General features: G+C 39.7%; 11 protein-coding genes and 2 pseudogenes. 6 read left to right on the forward strand and 7 right to left on the reverse strand.

Features of this window, described 5'->3' with window-relative positions; translation table 11 throughout:
• Positions 1 to 3 precede the first annotated feature (3 nt).
• The 4 genes from GD631_RS00990 to GD631_RS01005 all read right to left on the reverse strand — a co-directional run bounded on the left by GD631_RS00990 (position 4) and on the right by GD631_RS01005 (position 6,925).
• Positions 4 to 3,234, reverse strand: a complete 3,231-nt coding sequence (locus GD631_RS00990; RefSeq protein WP_244983353.1) for a TonB-dependent receptor — start codon at positions 3,232 to 3,234, stop codon at positions 4 to 6.
• Positions 3,235 to 3,508: 274 nt separating this feature from the next.
• Positions 3,509 to 5,020, reverse strand: coding sequence for a hypothetical protein (locus tag GD631_RS00995; RefSeq protein WP_143259964.1), 1,512 nt, complete (start codon positions 5,018 to 5,020; stop codon positions 3,509 to 3,511).
• A 148-nt stretch (positions 5,021 to 5,168) separates the two neighbouring features.
• The gene (locus tag GD631_RS01000; RefSeq protein ID WP_143259965.1) at positions 5,169 to 6,254 is read right to left on the reverse strand and encodes a FecR family protein; all 1,086 of its coding nucleotides are present in this window, start codon (positions 6,252 to 6,254) and stop codon (positions 5,169 to 5,171) included.
• A gap of 98 nt (positions 6,255 to 6,352) precedes the next feature.
• Positions 6,353 to 6,925: an RNA polymerase sigma factor gene (locus GD631_RS01005; protein ID WP_143259966.1), complete on the reverse strand. Its 573-nt coding sequence runs from the start codon at positions 6,923 to 6,925 to the stop codon at positions 6,353 to 6,355.
• A 251-nt stretch (positions 6,926 to 7,176) separates the two neighbouring features.
• Here GD631_RS01005 and GD631_RS22390 point away from each other — a divergent pair, with 251 nt between their 5' ends.
• From GD631_RS22390 to GD631_RS01020, 3 genes and pseudogenes are all read left to right on the forward strand, one after another.
• Complete coding sequence (locus GD631_RS22390; protein ID WP_143259967.1) at positions 7,177 to 7,266, forward strand: hypothetical protein; 90 nt, start codon at positions 7,177 to 7,179, stop codon at positions 7,264 to 7,266.
• A 271-nt stretch (positions 7,267 to 7,537) separates the two neighbouring features.
• Positions 7,538 to 7,948, forward strand: a pseudogene (locus tag GD631_RS01015) (transposase); the annotation flags it as partial.
• 51 nt (positions 7,949 to 7,999) lie between these two features.
• Complete coding sequence (locus GD631_RS01020) at positions 8,000 to 8,377, forward strand: winged helix-turn-helix transcriptional regulator (RefSeq protein WP_143260054.1); 378 nt, start codon at positions 8,000 to 8,002, stop codon at positions 8,375 to 8,377.
• A 4-nt stretch (positions 8,378 to 8,381) separates the two neighbouring features.
• Here the strand turns inward: GD631_RS01020 and GD631_RS01025 are convergent, their stop codons facing one another.
• A complete protein-coding gene (locus GD631_RS01025) occupies positions 8,382 to 8,624 on the reverse strand; it encodes a nitroreductase family protein (RefSeq protein WP_143259968.1) in 243 nt (80 codons plus the stop codon).
• A 216-nt stretch (positions 8,625 to 8,840) separates the two neighbouring features.
• Positions 8,841 to 9,974 (reverse strand): site-specific integrase, encoded by a 1,134-nt coding sequence (locus GD631_RS01030; RefSeq protein ID WP_143259969.1) that lies wholly within the window; start codon positions 9,972 to 9,974, stop codon positions 8,841 to 8,843.
• A 216-nt stretch (positions 9,975 to 10,190) separates the two neighbouring features.
• Between GD631_RS01030 and GD631_RS01035 the strand changes: the two are divergent.
• Positions 10,191 to 11,105 (forward strand): annotated as a pseudogene (locus GD631_RS01035) (MFS transporter); the annotation flags it as partial.
• Between the two features lie 84 nt (positions 11,106 to 11,189).
• Entirely contained in the window at positions 11,190 to 13,319 is a 2,130-nt protein-coding gene (locus tag GD631_RS01040) for a cation:proton antiporter (protein ID WP_143259970.1), read from the forward strand.
• Positions 13,320 to 13,377: 58 nt separating this feature from the next.
• On the opposite strand, the gene GD631_RS01045 is transcribed toward GD631_RS01040, so the two are convergent.
• Positions 13,378 to 14,685 carry a hypothetical protein gene (locus GD631_RS01045; RefSeq protein ID WP_143259971.1) on the reverse strand — a complete coding sequence of 436 codons (1,308 nt, stop codon included), beginning with the start codon at positions 14,683 to 14,685 and terminating at the stop codon, positions 13,378 to 13,380.
• 222 nt (positions 14,686 to 14,907) lie between these two features.
• Between GD631_RS01045 and GD631_RS01050 the strand changes: the two genes are divergently transcribed.
• Positions 14,908 to 15,753 carry a 23S rRNA (adenine(2030)-N(6))-methyltransferase RlmJ gene (locus GD631_RS01050; protein WP_143259972.1) on the forward strand — a complete coding sequence of 282 codons (846 nt, stop codon included), beginning with the start codon at positions 14,908 to 14,910 and terminating at the stop codon, positions 15,751 to 15,753.
• The last annotated feature ends 6 nt before the right edge of the window (positions 15,754 to 15,759 follow it).

Below are 15,759 nucleotides of genomic sequence, written 5' to 3' on the forward strand. Positions count from 1 at the left end.
GTTCTAAAATGAAACATTTAATCCAAGACTGATGGTACGTTGTTGCGGATAATAGCAACCGACGTTCGGTGCTTCGGGGTCAATTCCATATTTGCCAAGTTTGTTGAATGTCAACAGGTTTGTTCCCGACAAATAGACTCTTACGTTACTTAACTTGCACTTTTCTATAAGATATTTTGGTAAATTATATCCTAAAGATGCTACCTTCAAACGAAGATAACCCGCCTTCTTGTAAAGGAAATCAGAGGCCCAATTATTACTTGCAGCTCCTCCTAAACGGTAGAACAAAGCATTAGGATTGTTTTCAGCCGAAGTCCATCTTTCCTCATAGAGTAAAGTGGAAAACATATCGCTTGTTACATGCTGGTTATAACCGAAAGCTCCTTGGAAAAGTGCACTCAAATCAAATCCTTTATAGGCTAATGCTATATTGATTCCATACATCCAATGCGGAGTCTTCCCTTTTCCTATTTCAGTCTGGTCTTTCCAGTTGATAATGTTATCACCATTCAAGTCTTTATACTTCACATCTCCCGGTCGGAGGGTAGCATTACCGCCCAAATCTTGATAATGTGGTGCTTCCATGATTTCTTCCTGGCTGGTAAATAGTCCTTCGGAGATATATCCATAATCGCAATCTGTCCATTTTCCGCTCTTCAAGTAAATTCTTGCTTGATCGGGGTCGGTTATATTTGCTTCTTCGACATATTTCCATTTCGCACGCGACCAAGAAATGTTTCCGCTTATATCATAAACGAGATCATTCCACCGTCCGGAGGTTCCTAATTTTATTTCAAACCCTCTATCGGTTAGGCTATTCAAATTCTCTGGCGGCAGAGCAGCACCGAAGGTGGACGGTAAAGAGCCGAGCCGATTGGCCGGAATACCCGTACGTTCGCGATAGAACACATCCATTTCTCCATATAAGTTCCGGTTAAAGAATGAAAAATCAATACCGACATTGCTTATTTCCACTTTTTCCCATGTCAAGTTAGGATTGGCAAGCCCTGTGGGAGTAATACCTTGCACCGCGTCATTACCAAACAAATAGGAATGCCCGTAATTATAACCCGACAAATATTGGAAATTTCCTACACCGTCATTTCCCGACTGACCATAGCTAAGACGCAACTTCAGATTATCAATAAACTTGATATCAGACATGAATTTTTCTTTGGAAACCACCCAACCTAAAGAGACGCTGGGAAAATATCCCCATCGTTTCTCGGGAGGGAATTTGGCAGAAGCATCAGCGCGAAGAATAGCCTCCAGCAAGTACTTATTCATATAACTGTAATTGATTCTTCCGACAACGCTCATTCTCCCCATTTCCGAAGCATATCCGTTATTGGTCATACCTTCTGCGCTACCGGCAAACATTTGGTCAATGGCTGTACTCATGAAGTTTTTTCTTCCTGCAAGTAAGGTATTGCTTGAATAATCAATGCATTCCAGCAAAGCCATTGCCGACACATGATGGTTTTTGAAATAATTATCGTAATTGAAAGAATATTGCTGGGTAAACGTGGCATCCCGCAACACCGATTGGTTTAAAGAAGCTTTGCTGCCACCGAATGTTCCTGCCAATGTATACGTATCACTGGTAGGATCGTATGTGTAAAGAGTCACCGGTTTGGAAAATGTCTTGCTAAATACCCCAAGCTTTCTGTAACTTTCAAATAACTTGAACGATAACCCTTTCACAAATTTGAACTTGTATTCCAATGAAGCAGAAGCACGCAAATCCTCATTTCTGGTATCTGAGTATCCGGTCAGATCTCTATTTGAGCTGACATGCAAACCTCCTGTACCTGCTCCATTCGCATAAGATATTTTGCTCGGATCGGGCAGAGTGGCGGGATAATAAGGTAATGTATTCCAATAATCCTGCCAGATGTTGGACGTCCCCGGAGACATGTCGCGTGTTGGGAAATTACGATCTTCCTGACTGTATCCGATGTTTACTTGCAGGGTCAGATTATCCAATATTTTAGTATCGATATTGGATTGGTAATTGAATCGCTCATATTTACCCCCATTTTTCTTAATCATCGTCTGTTGATTCAGATAGCCGACGAACCCGTAATATTTAATCTTGTCACTACCACCACGAATAGATACATTATGCTGCTGTTCGGGTGCCCAATCTCTCATTATCACTTTATACCAGTCAGTATTGGGAAAGAGAGGGTCTGTACCTTCATAATATTTCCGTACGGCTTCTTCCGTAAAAGGAGCGTCAGCTTCAGGCTTTCCGGACTGAAGATGTTTTTCTCTTTCCATTTCAGCTCTTTGACCGGCATTGGCAGGCTTCAACATGTTCGTTGCGCCCTGCCAGGTAAACGTACTGTTGACCGTGATTGTCGGCTTCTGATTGATACCCCTCTTTGTGGTAACCAATATTACACCATTACCGGCCCTGGCACCATAAATTGAGGCTGCTCCATCTTTTAGTATAGATACGGACTCTATCTGATTGGTATCAATATTATCAAGAGATGCTTCAACGCCGTCGACAATGACCAACGCATTGCCAAATCCACGAATGTTTAATGCAGCAGAATTAGCACCAGGCTGACCGCTGGATTGGGTAGCAATCAATCCGGGTAATCGTCCTGCCAATGAGTTGGAAACCGTAGCTATAGGAGCTATTGTCAAGTCTTCCGACTTTACGCTGGATATGGAACCGGTCAGAGTACCTTTCTTTTGGGTTCCGTAGCCCACCACCACCACTTCATTCAGCAATGCATTGTCCGATTGCATTTTAACATTCAATACTTGTTGATTGCCTGCTTGTAAGAGTTGTTTTTTATATCCGATGTATGAAAACTGTAATTTTGTATCGTTATATACCTCTATTGAAAAACTTCCATCTATTCCTGTAACGATTCCTCTATTTTCTCCTTGGGCCATAATACTGACTCCTACCAAAGGTTCGTTGGTATCTTCGTCTAATACCCATCCTGTCAATGTACGTTTTTTCCGTTTCTTGTTATCCTTCGAGGATTGTTGTGTTTCCTCTTTTTTGAGAGAAATCTGCCTGTCTTTTATCTCATACCGTACATCTGTACCTTCAAATAATTGGTTCAAGATGACAGTGATAGGTTTATCCTTTACAGACAAACTGACATTACGTTTCGTATCAATCGCTTTATTATAGTAGAAAAAGATGAATTCGCTATTCTTTTCTATATAATCAAGCACTTCTTTAACTGTTTTATTATGTATTTCCACTGTTAGTGTTTTCTCCTGAGCATATCTGTCCGCGTTTACTGCGTAAGAATGCAAAGAAAGAAAACAAAAACTAAAAAGAAATAATATGCGAGTAACTCTCGTTCCCGCAGAAAATATACTACCAGTATTTTTCATATATTAGCAACGAATTTTATAAAATTAAATAATTAAATGTTGTTTAATTTTTTGGCTGAATGATAATTGCAGTATCATTCAGCCTTTTCTTAAGGACTTTTATTTCTCATAAAATTTATATATTGAAGGGATAGCAATACTATTTCTGATAGGAACCCGGGATCAAATTACCTTCAGCAGGAAAGGCTTTAATGCTTTCCAACCAGCCCAAGAACTCTTTGCCCAAACTCTGTTCTATCTTGGCGGGACGAGAATCCGGATCAAACTCATTGATGGCACTTTTCACGGCACTCAAAGTTGTTGGAGTAAAGCCAAGGGCAGCAATATTTTCATCCCATTCACTAATCTCTTTCTCACTGTTATAATTGAATCCCAATTTGTGTCCATTAGAGTCCCATTCTGTACAGCCGTATAGGTCGGTATTTGAAGGAATGAACCCGCTGTTATTCGGAGCAATACCTCCAAACAGGTTATAGCCTTTGGAAGTCAGGCGACATTTATCAGGATCGCTTACATTTACAAGAGGATAGTTAACAACACCACCAGTAATAATGATATTGTTCATCAAGCATGATTGTTGGGAAGGAGTCGATTCGCAACGCAAGAGAATTCCCTCACACCCCTCTACTATCGTATTGTTGACAAGCAGCATTGCGGCAGCTCCATTTATAGAACCTTCACTACCCCAATTTGCGATTAAGAACGTATTGTTCATACATAAATTTCCGGCAGACATTTGAATGGCATAACCGTATTCTCTACCTACATTAAAATTGATGCGGCTACCGTTGATGAAAAGAACCACATCATTGTTTTTTGAACGGATAGTTCCCAGCGAACCACCATCACCTGTGGCATTATCTCTCACCAATACATCATTCAACTTGACGATACCGTGATCAATGAAAATGGCAGAACCACCCGCACCCTCCGTTTCAATTCTGTGATTCCGGCACTTTCTGATGCTACAATGGTTCAATTGCAAAGTTGCCTCCGCGTGTGCTACATAAAAACCGCTACCGTAGCTATTGTCTGAATTGTTAGCATGAAAACCTTGAGAAAAGGTAAATCCATCGAATGTAACGTCTGTATAAGCGCCTAATGTGAACAATGAATAATCGCCGTCATCAGCTTCACCATTTCCATTCACATCTCCTGTAAAGGTGGTCGGATTGGCTACTATGTCGCGTTTGTCCAAATCCGTTCCGGTACTTGCCGGATCGTATCCACCCCAGAATTTGATTACAACTTGCTTCTCAAGCTCTTTGTATGCAATCGTCACACCTTCGGGTTTGTCTCCAATAAGATAGGTACCTTGTGCGACGTGGAAAGTCATATTTTCGACATTTCCGGTTGCTTCCGCACTACTATTCAGCAGGTCGCGCAATTCTGCTGTGCCCATTGCGTTGTCCCAGTCTTCACCGGAACCCGATCCCGCTTTCTCTTGCTTGACAAAGTAGGCTTTCGACGGTACTTCCGGAATGTCGGGAACATCCGGAATGTCGGGAACATCCGGAACGTTGGGCTCGTCCGGTGGAAGCACCTCTTTTGTGTCATCGTCCGAACATGCGTTTCCCATCAAAATAGCTAAAGAAAAAAAAGCAATCTTTGAAATCGCTAAAAGTCTGTTTTTAATTATGATATTTTTCATATATCAGTAATAAATTTTATAAAGTTAATAATTGAATGTTGTTTAATCTTTTGGTTGAATGATAATTGCAGTATCATCCAACCTTTTCTTAAGGACTTTTGTTTTTCATAAATTATATATTAAAGGGTTAACTATAAATGATCCATACCTATTCTTTTCTTACAAATATTCTCCCTTCTATTTCTTCGCAATATATAGGAGCAGAAAAAGAAATAGTATGTAAAACGTCTTCCAATTTTTCTTTCAAATCCAGTTTCCCGGAAACTTGCAGCTCTGCCACGCCGGATTCCAAGACAAATTCTTTACCGTAATACAAATTTAATTTTCTAAATACCTTATCCAAAGGTTCATCTACATACATCAGCATATTCTTCACCCAACATATATATGGCTCAACATCTACATTGCGGGGAGAATGCAACCGTCCCGTTTCTATATCAACCAGTTGCCCTGGAGCAAGTATCACTTGTTCTTTCTGCTGATTCTTTACATTCACACTTCCCTCAACCAATACGACAGATGAAACGCCCTCCGACGGATATGCAGAGACATTAAAAGATGTCCCCAAGACCTGTATCTGAAAATCTTTAGTCCGGACGATGAAAGGAGCATCCTCATTACGGAACACGTCAAGATAGACTTCTCCTTCTACATAAATCTCACGTCGATTCTTTTCAAAATGACCGGGATAAACGACGCGTGTCCCTGAATTTGCCCATAAACGTGTTCCGTCTGCCAAAGTCAATCGGGTTCTTTTCCCTTTCGGTATTATCAATTGATTGAACTCTCTTTCTTTCTCCTGTGTTTCTCGCTGAGTAATTGTGTCAGAATTGACTACCACCGTTCCATTTTGCGAATAGATGATATTTGCATCTGTTTCTTTCACTTCCACCTCCTTCTTGCCTGGTATCAGTAATCGAATATCCTTGTTGGTTGCTTCTTCGGCTTGTGTGTATTGGGCAAAATCAACAATTGAATCATCATCCGCATAATAAGCAATAAATTGTTTGCCTAACCAAAACATGCCGAAGAAGATAACCGCAGCCGATAAAGCCGTGGTGACATACAGGATACGGCGTCGTGAGTTCTTTCTTTTCTCTATGAATACTTGTTCTTCTACACGTCTCCACAAGTCGTCCAGTTCTTCAGGAGTGACATGTCTCTCCTGTTCTCTGGCGTGCTTGATCAATTTTCGTGCAACATGGTGGTGTATTTTAAACTTTCTTTTCTCCATTTTTCATCATCTTTGTCTTTAAAACGATGATAATGCAAATGTCTACTCACTTTTTCCGAAAAAAAATAGAGTATTTATAAAAAAAGAGCAATATCGTGTCAGGAAAAGAATAAAATAATGAATAGTAAATACTCATCCAAAGTCATTTTTGACCGTAAATTAGTTAATGCACGGGAAACCAGATTCATGGAAGACTGGGGATTTATGTTCAAGACAGTTGCCATTTCTTTATAGGACAATCCTTTGACATAACGAAGATAGATTGCCACCCGCTGGTTCTCAGGCAGACTTTTGTAGGCGTTTATCAATTTTTTGCTTAATTGAAGTTCTTTATCATCATCTTTAAAAAGAGATTCTAAAGCAGCATCTTCTATTTCCAGTTCAAAGAAATGTTCATTCAAATCTTCCGTCAGTTTCAATGATGACAATTTATCGGATATAACATTTTTCAAAGAAGTTAAAAGATAAGAACGTACATACTCCGTCGATGATAATCGCTTACTTGTACAAAGTTTAACAAAAACATCCTGAATGCAATCCTTTACGAATTCTTCGTCCGAAGTATATTTCAGACCGAAGTTAAGTAATAATTCGTAATGTTTCTTATACAATAAAGACATAGCTTTCATATCACCCTTCAATACAAGGTTCCATAAAGCCACATCTTTCATGTTTTGATATGAGGTATATTGCATCAGAAAAGCAAGAAATATTGCGTTTATAAATTAATAATTCGTTGCAAATATAATTAAATCTTCAAGAAAAAAATACTTTTCTCTTCATCTATTACTATCAATATGCATTTTGCTATTTATTAAGTTACAAATTGATAGGGACGGAATACTTTAACCTTCAAAAATAAAAATAGCTATTAGATTGATTTTTCATCATACCAAATGGAAAGATTGTCTTTGCTCAAATCATGGTTCTTGTTTCTGATTATAAACTCGAAAAATGTATTGATAAATATAAAGGAAACTACAAAACCAAGAAGTTCACTTGTCGTGACTAGTTCATGATAATAGGTTATGCTCAGTTCACAAGGAGTCCTAGTCTTCGAGTGTATCAAACCACATTCTGTTCAGTTCGTCTTGACAAATAGAAAGTACTGATATTTGTGACAGACCATCTGATTTGCCCAAATGTTAAAAATAGATATTTCCGTGAATGGCAACAGATACGATGAGCGGGCACTTCAAAAGGGTACCCTCATTTTTTTGTAAAAGTCCGAACTTTCGCAAGCTCGAACTTTTTTATTTGCTCTAAAATGTTTATCTTAGAGCATGTTAATTGAATTTAAGGAGTATTCTCAAGGCATGGATTCCTTATTTCCTTCCCGTCTTGATGAAAATATTTCTTCGGATGCTCCGGTCCGGCTTGTCAATCGGATTGTTGATGAACTTGACATCAGTCCGTTGTTGTCCACTAATAAAGGTGGTGGTTGTCCTGTTTATTATCTCCGCATGCTTTTGAAAGTGTTGTTCTTCGTCTAGCTTAACAATGTGTACTCTTATCGTAAGATAGCACGTCTTCTTCAGGAGAACATCCTTTACATGTGGCTTTCGGGCAAGTCTACTCCCGACTTCCGTTCTATTAATGATTTCCGTAGCAAGCGTTTGAAGAGCTGTATCCATAGTTTGTTCACTCAGATTGTACTCATGCTCGTTGAGTTGGGATATATCAGTCTGGAAAAAGCAGTAAGAAGTTTGATTACCTTTGTAGAGCAGATTGAAATTCACTTAATTATGAATCGAACAACGATAGAAGATGCCGTATTCCCGGACTGTCCCATACGGAATATTTTAGCAAGGATCAGTGACAAATGGTCGTTACTGGTCATTTATACACTTGACAGATCCGAAAAGGAATCGGTCCGTTTCAAGGAATTGCAGCGTCAGATCCCAGACATATCGCAAAAAATGCTGACTGTAATGCTTCGTACCCTTGAAGAAGACGGTTATGTGACACGTACCATCTATCCCGAAGTGCCGCCGCGCGTGGAATATACGCTGACCGAGAGAACAAAATCGCTGCTGCCGCACATCAATTCCCTGCTCGGGTGGGCTTTGGAAAACCGGGAGCCGATCATGCAGGACAGAAAGAAAGCGGCCGGAAATTCATAACACATTATAGAACATATCTTACTCGCCCCTCTTTCCGCGGTTTAGCCATTCCCGTTTCTCCGTCCGGATATCCCAGACAAAGACAGACGTGCGCTTTGTAACGCCTCTCTATGCTGGCTTCCTGCATTAGACATTGCCCTGGTTCGCTGGCGAATGTTTCTTCCGCTCGGCTGACATAGCAACTGCCTATCCCCAGCGACCATGTAGCCAATGTCTTGTTTACGGTTGCTGACGTACAGTCATTCACTCCATAAAGCCAATTAGCGCAAGCAGGTTGCAGAAAAGAGGGAATGAAAATATAGTTTCAATCACGAGATTTCTTTTCCCTCCTTTCTGCGATAATTAGTTTACTTTGTTTTTTCCCTATACGTACCCAGATTAAAGTAAACCTAATTTTGGCCATATGCAGATATGGAAACAGTACCATTTTATAGCACTCAACAATGCTACGATTTACATTAGACTAATCGAACAATCCGTTTACCAAATTGACCGCATCGTCCTTTTTCTGATTGATGATTTTAGCGTACACCTGTGTCATTTTCACATCGGCATGACCGAGTAACTTCGAAGTGGTATAGAGATCCGCACCGAGTGTCAACATCATCGTGGCAAAAGTGTGGCGGGCAGTGTGAAAGGTGAATCGCTTGTCGATTCCCGCAGCTTTCGCCCAAGGCTTGATGAGTATATTCATCATCGACGGACTGGGCAAATCAAAAACATGGTCTTCTGCCGTCTTTTCGCCTCGTTCCGGCATCCACTTCAACGCTTCGGGGGAAAGAGGCAGGTAAATCGGTTCTTTGGTCTTTTGCATGGACACAGCCAAGCGGTATTGCCCTCTATCAACGAATACGTCTTTCCACTTCAATCCCACAATATCACTCACGCGCAATCCGCAGAAGCAGGAGAACAAATAAGCGGACTTCACCGCCTTATTATTCATCGGAGTGGCAATCAATGCCCGGACTTCTTCGATGGTCATATACGACCGTTTGCTTTCCGGAAGGCGAATCTTATCCGAATTGTTGATTTTGGTAAACGGATTGACCTTGATAATCTCGGCTCGAACAGCAGCATTCAAAGCTCCGTTCAAGATACGATAGTAGGTGTGGAGTGTAAAGTTCGACACACGCTTTCCTTTGGGACGATATTCCGTCATCAGATAATCGAGGTAGTCCTGGCAGAATGCCTTGTCGATTCGATCCATCGTCATCCGTTCTCCTGCATAGTCTTTCAGGATGCGAATGGTAACTGCGATTTGGTTTCCATCCTTTTTGCCTCGTTTTGCCTGATTCTCCTTATACGTATTCATCCAATCGAGCAAGAATACTTTTTCCCTGTTCTCGATACCGGCTTCCCCATTAGTCAGTTCGATGATACGCTTTGACTTGATAGCATTAGCCGCATCCATTGTGGCTTGATTCCGTTTCCGGGCATTATTGTCCGTTTCCGGGATGATATACATTTTGAGGTATTCATATGTCCGCTTTCCATCGCGGTAAATATCCAGATATAAACTCTTGCTTCCATCACTCAACGGCTTCATCCGAAGACGGATTGGTTCTTTGACTTTCGTCGGCTTTTTTACTCGTGGCATAAGCAACTCCTTTATTTGTTATTTCTGTTGCAAAGGTATGAATAATAATCCGAATTGAGGAACAAATAAGAAACAAAAATGTACCGAATAAGAACCAATCAACTGAAAACTATGAAAACAACTGAAAGGAGATATAGATACTTAAATATTTGTAAAACAGCATATTCATTTTCACTTGTTTGGCTGTTGTTTCCTTTTTTAGTGTGTGTTCTATAAATCTGGCAGATTTATCTGTTGCTGATGCTCCGTTCCATCGGAAGTGCCTTCCATGCGCCTGCCATGAAATCATCCATACCGCTACTTGCTCCAGAAAAAGAACTGACGCGAATTGCCAGTATTAATCAGACGATACAGGCCTTATGTAATATTTGCGGTCCTGTGTTAGGTGCTGCATTGATTGTCAGTACAAATATGAGTGTAGTCATGTTGCTCGATGTTGCCGGAGCAGCTATAGCCTGTACGACACTAATGTTTGTATTCATCCCTAACCCGGAAAAAACAGAAACGGAAACGACCAATAATGTACTCCGGGATATGAAGGAAGGTTTTCAGGCAATCTGTAGTAACTGCGGTTTGAAATGGGTGATGATCACTGAAGTACTCATCACTTTCTTCATCATGCCTGTTGTTGCCTTGATACCGCTGATGACCCTGAAAAACTTCTCGGGAACAGCTTATCAGGTTAGTTTGATAGAACTACTTTTTGGTTCAGGAGCATTAGTAGGCGGTATTCTACTGGGAATATGGAATCCACGTATCCGAAAGGTAGTTATGATAAATATATCCTATATCATCATAGGAGTCTCTATTTTCGTTTCCGGAATACTTCCTCCTTCAGCCTTTATTATCTATGCCATATTTGCGATTGTACAGGGTATTTCCATGCCGTTTTATTCCGGTCCGTTTACAGCTTTGCTGCAAACACAAATTGAAGTATCTTTCTTGGGACGCGTATTCTCTTTGTTCGACAGTATCAGTTTATTGCCCTCTATTTTAGGATTACTGGCAACCGGATTTATAGCAGACGCTATCGGCATAGCCAATATCTTTGTCATATGCGGTATTGCCATTGTGATAACGGGAACACTTGCATTCTTCATTCCGTCGATCATGAATCTGGAGAAAAAATAAATGACTAATTTTATTAACTAATACTTTTTTAGAAGCATTTTTTTAAGTTATTTTGCGGAACAAATATCACGAACTCATCAAATTATGGATTGGATTGGCCTTGATTTAACATTCCCTATCACCGACCCTACATGGATATTTCTCCTTGTACTCTTGATTATATTGTTTGCTCCGATATTATTGAATAAACTACGCATCCCTCATATTATCGGTATGATCTTGGCAGGACTGGCTATTGGCGAACATGGATTTAATATTCTGGCACGAGACAACAGTTTTCAGTTATTCGGGAAAGTCGGACTCTATTACATCATGTTCCTGGCCGGACTGGAAATGAATATGGGAGATTTCAAAGAGACGCGAAACAAAGCATTAGTGCTCGGATTACTGGCTTTTATCGTTCCCATCGGGATTGGATTCTTGGCAAATGTATCTTATCTGAAATATGGTGTAATCACCTCTGTATTATTAGCCAGCATGTATGCCTCCCATACGCTCGTGGCCTATCCTATTGTTACCCGTTTCGGCATATCACGCCATCGTAGTGTAAGTATTGCCGTAGGAGGAACGGCCGTGACGGATACACTCACACTACTGGTCCTGGCTGTTATCGGCGGATTGTTCAAAGGAGAAACCGGAGGATTGTTTTGGATTTGGCTGGTAGTAAAAGTAATCTTTCTAGGGGCACTTATCATTTATTTCTTTCCGCGCATCGGTCGTTGGTTCTTTCACCGATACAATGACAACGTGATGCAATTTATTTTCGTGCTTGCAATGGTCTTTTTAGGGGCAGGGCTGATGGAGCTTGTGGGTATGGAAGGTATCTTGGGAGCCTTTCTCGCAGGGCTGGTACTTAACCGGCTCATACCACACGTCTCTCCATTGATGGATCATTTAGAGTTCGTTGGTAATGCACTTTTTATTCCTTATTTCCTTATCGGAGTGGGAATGTTAATCAACTTACGTGTTATTTTCGGAGAAGGGGATGCTTTAAAAGTTGCCGCCGTGATGATAACCATGGCGCTGACTGGTAAATGGATTGCTTGCTGGCTCACACAAAAAATATACAAGATGTCTGTTCTTGAACGAAATCTGATGTATGGTTTGAGTAATGCACAGGCGGCGGCCACATTGGCGGCTGTGTTAGTTGGCTATAACATTATTCTGCCCACCGGTGAACGTTTATTGAATGATGATGTACTGAACGGAACAGTCTTGCTTATTCTGGTTACTTGCGTAGTGAGTTCACTGATTACCGAACGGGCAGCCAGAAAAGTGGCAATGGATGACTCACTATCGGAAAATGAATCTTCAAAAGAAACAGAGAAGATTTTAGTATCCATAGCCAACCCGGACACTATCGAGGACATGGTGAATCTGTCTCTAATCATACGTGATTCTAAATTGAAAGATAATTTACTGGCCCTCAATGTAATCAACGACAATAATAATTCCAATAATCTACGACTTCGAAGCAAATATTACCTGGAAAAAGCGGAAACGACAGCAACAGAAGCAAATGTACCACTAAAGAAAGTCACACGGTATGATTTGAATATAGCTTCCGGCATTATACATTCAGTCAAAGAAAATGAGATTACAAGTATTATCACCGGTCTGCATCGTAAGAAAAATATCACAGACTCATACTTTGGAATACTTGCCGAGCACTTATTGAATGGATTAAACTGTGAGATAATTATCTCTAAGTTTCTAATACCAGTCCATACAATCAAACGAATTGTCATTGCCGTCCCTCCTAAAGCCGAATACGAATCCGGTTTTCCTCATTGGATGGAACATTTCTGTCGAATGGGAAGTACCCTCGGATGCCGGGTACATTTCTTTGCCAATGAAAAAACGACCATACGCCTGCAAACGTGGATAAAGAAACGGCATAAACAGACACTTACCGATTTCTCCCTTTTAGAAGACTGGAATGACTTGCTGGTATTAACAGGACAAGTAAGCTACGACCATTTATTAGTTATTATCAGTGCACGACCGGGAACTCTCTCTTACGACAGTTCTTTTGAGAAACTACCGAGACAGCTTGGGAAATACTTCTCCAACAATAGCTTAATCGTATTATATCCGAACCAATCGGGAGAACCATTAGATACGTCGTTCTTCTCTAAACTATATACTGATACCGAAACCCGGCATTACGAGAAGGTGGGTAAATGGGTTTACAGGTGGTTTAAGAAAGACTGATATTTCATTGTGTCTCCCTTGTTAAAATTACAGACTGCTCATACAAAACAAGAACAGACTAATTTTGTATAGTTGTCAATTTTCCATTCTCAAAATACAAGTATTGTCCCACTCCATATACCCATTGTTCATGTGTCCCCCATGCACCGGTAGTTCTATTAATGCCACCCGAAGGATGCCCCCATGATTCCAAAACCATAGCCTTAGTCATCCCAATGCACACTTGGCCTTTTAATATCAAGTCCGCCGTAGCTTTTCCGTATTTCTTATATAATTCTTTAGTTCTCTGTTGTCTTTTTATACTGGCTAACTTCTTTGCCTCTTCTTGTGCTAACTTTTCCTTCATCAATAATTCTTCTTTAGCAAGTCTTTCTCTTTCCATTGTTTCCTCATAAACTTCTGCTTCGACAACATCCAAATTATAGAAATACATCTGAGTCATTCTTTTCTGATTATCAAATATGCTTACTTCGTATGAAAATAGAGATGGACTCTCACATAATGGCATTATCAAATCGGCACTATCATTCTTCAGAACAAATGAAGGAACCATATAAGTATCTTCACTGCCTGAATAGGCTATTTCCATACATTTATATTTATTAATCGGATGAATATTTTTAATGTATATGTCTTTATTCAAAAACAACTGTTTCATTTTATCCATAAATCCTAATACAATGACAGGATAGTGTTGCCTAGTATAATTGAATCCGTCATACTCACCACGTTTAGCATACCAATAAAGAGTATCACCTTCTTCAGACTGTAGTGCAAAAATTGTATTTTTTTCAACTTCGGCATCAGACAGCTCTATATCTAAAATTTTAAAACTCTTGCCTTCTATCTCATTATAAGGTGTGAAAATGCCATCATGTTTTTCCATAGAATGATTTGTTGCTCTATATATTTCAAATGGAAAAATCCTATATCCTTGTTCAAGTATATCGTGAAAAGAAGCACATAAAGTAACATAATCATCCTTCACCAACTGAGGTTTATATCTCTTGGAGGTTATTTGATTTAATTTATAATCTTTAGGTTTAGGGTTGGATCTTTTTTTTCGCCAAATAGTGTCAATGGCAACAACCTGCTTATTAGAAGTCAGAAAATTAGCATAATACTTAGGTAGTGATTCCGAAGAATTTGGATTCCGGGGATAGAACAAAATACTTTGCCCAACAAATTGTTTATAATATGAAGCATCTTTATAAGGGCGTATATTAGTTAACGAATCATATTCAACTACCACAGCATCCTTTTTATCTTTTTTCGGCATACTAGTATCAATCATTTTCATATTCTGAGCATAAGAAACAGTATAGAGCGTAAATACAATGACAGATAGCAAGACCTTCATTTTCATAATTCTTTGTTTTATTTCTACAAAACTAACTAAAAATATGATTCGTCCACGATGATTTCAGAAAAAAAGCACCCTTTTATTTTCCCGTATTATCTATCTGTTTATATTTGTAGAATTATGTAATTCACAAAGAACATTTAAAGAAAGGAAGCACCATGCCAAATTCCGAAGTTATTGGTGCGACTTCGATTCATGAATTGGTCAATTCCTAAATACACCGATATGGCAACTTACACTCATTTCGCAAAACAACCCGATGTCTTGAAACATCTGATACTCTGTGAAGTACTCAAGAATGAAACTCCGCAAGTATATGTAGAGACCAATTCGGCATGTGCCATCTATCCGATGACACAAACCCCGGAGCAACAATATGGCATCTATCATTTCCTGGCGAAAGCAGATGAGGTCCTATCTCTAAAGGATTCTGTATATTACCAACTGGAAAGCGAAGAGATGGCAAAAGGAAATTATTTAGGTTCACCTGCCTTGGCTATGAATGTATTAGGGAAGCAAGCAAAAAGGTTTGTATTCTTTGATTTAGAAAAGAGTGCACTGGAGAATGTGGGTACCTATGTCAAACAAATCGGATTAAGTGCCTCTGTAGAGATACATCATACCGACTCTTCGAGAGGTACCATAGAGTTATTGCCCTCACTCCCCGCATCCTCTTTCATCCATATCGATCCTTACGAAATAGACAAGAAAGGAAATTCTGGAGTAACCTATCTCGATGTCCTGATACAGGCTACTTTATTAAGAATGAAGTGTTTATTATGGTATGGATTCATGACCGGAGATGATAAAACATCCTTGGACAACTATATTACATCCAGTCTGGAAAAGGCCGGCATCAAAGATTACACAGGTGTAGAGCTTACCATGAATTCAATAAGGAAAGACAGTGTAGTATGTAATCCCGGCATTTTGGGAAGTGGTATTCTGGCGACAAACGTATCACAAGCTTCCAAAGATATTATCCTTGATTACAGTAATCAACTGGTTGATATATACAAAGATGCTAAATACAAAGATTATGATGGGAGTTTATATATTCAGCATCTTTGATATCAA

The organism is Bacteroides luhongzhouii (assembly GCF_009193295.2).
Classification (GTDB): Bacteria; Bacteroidota; Bacteroidia; order Bacteroidales; family Bacteroidaceae; genus Bacteroides; species Bacteroides luhongzhouii.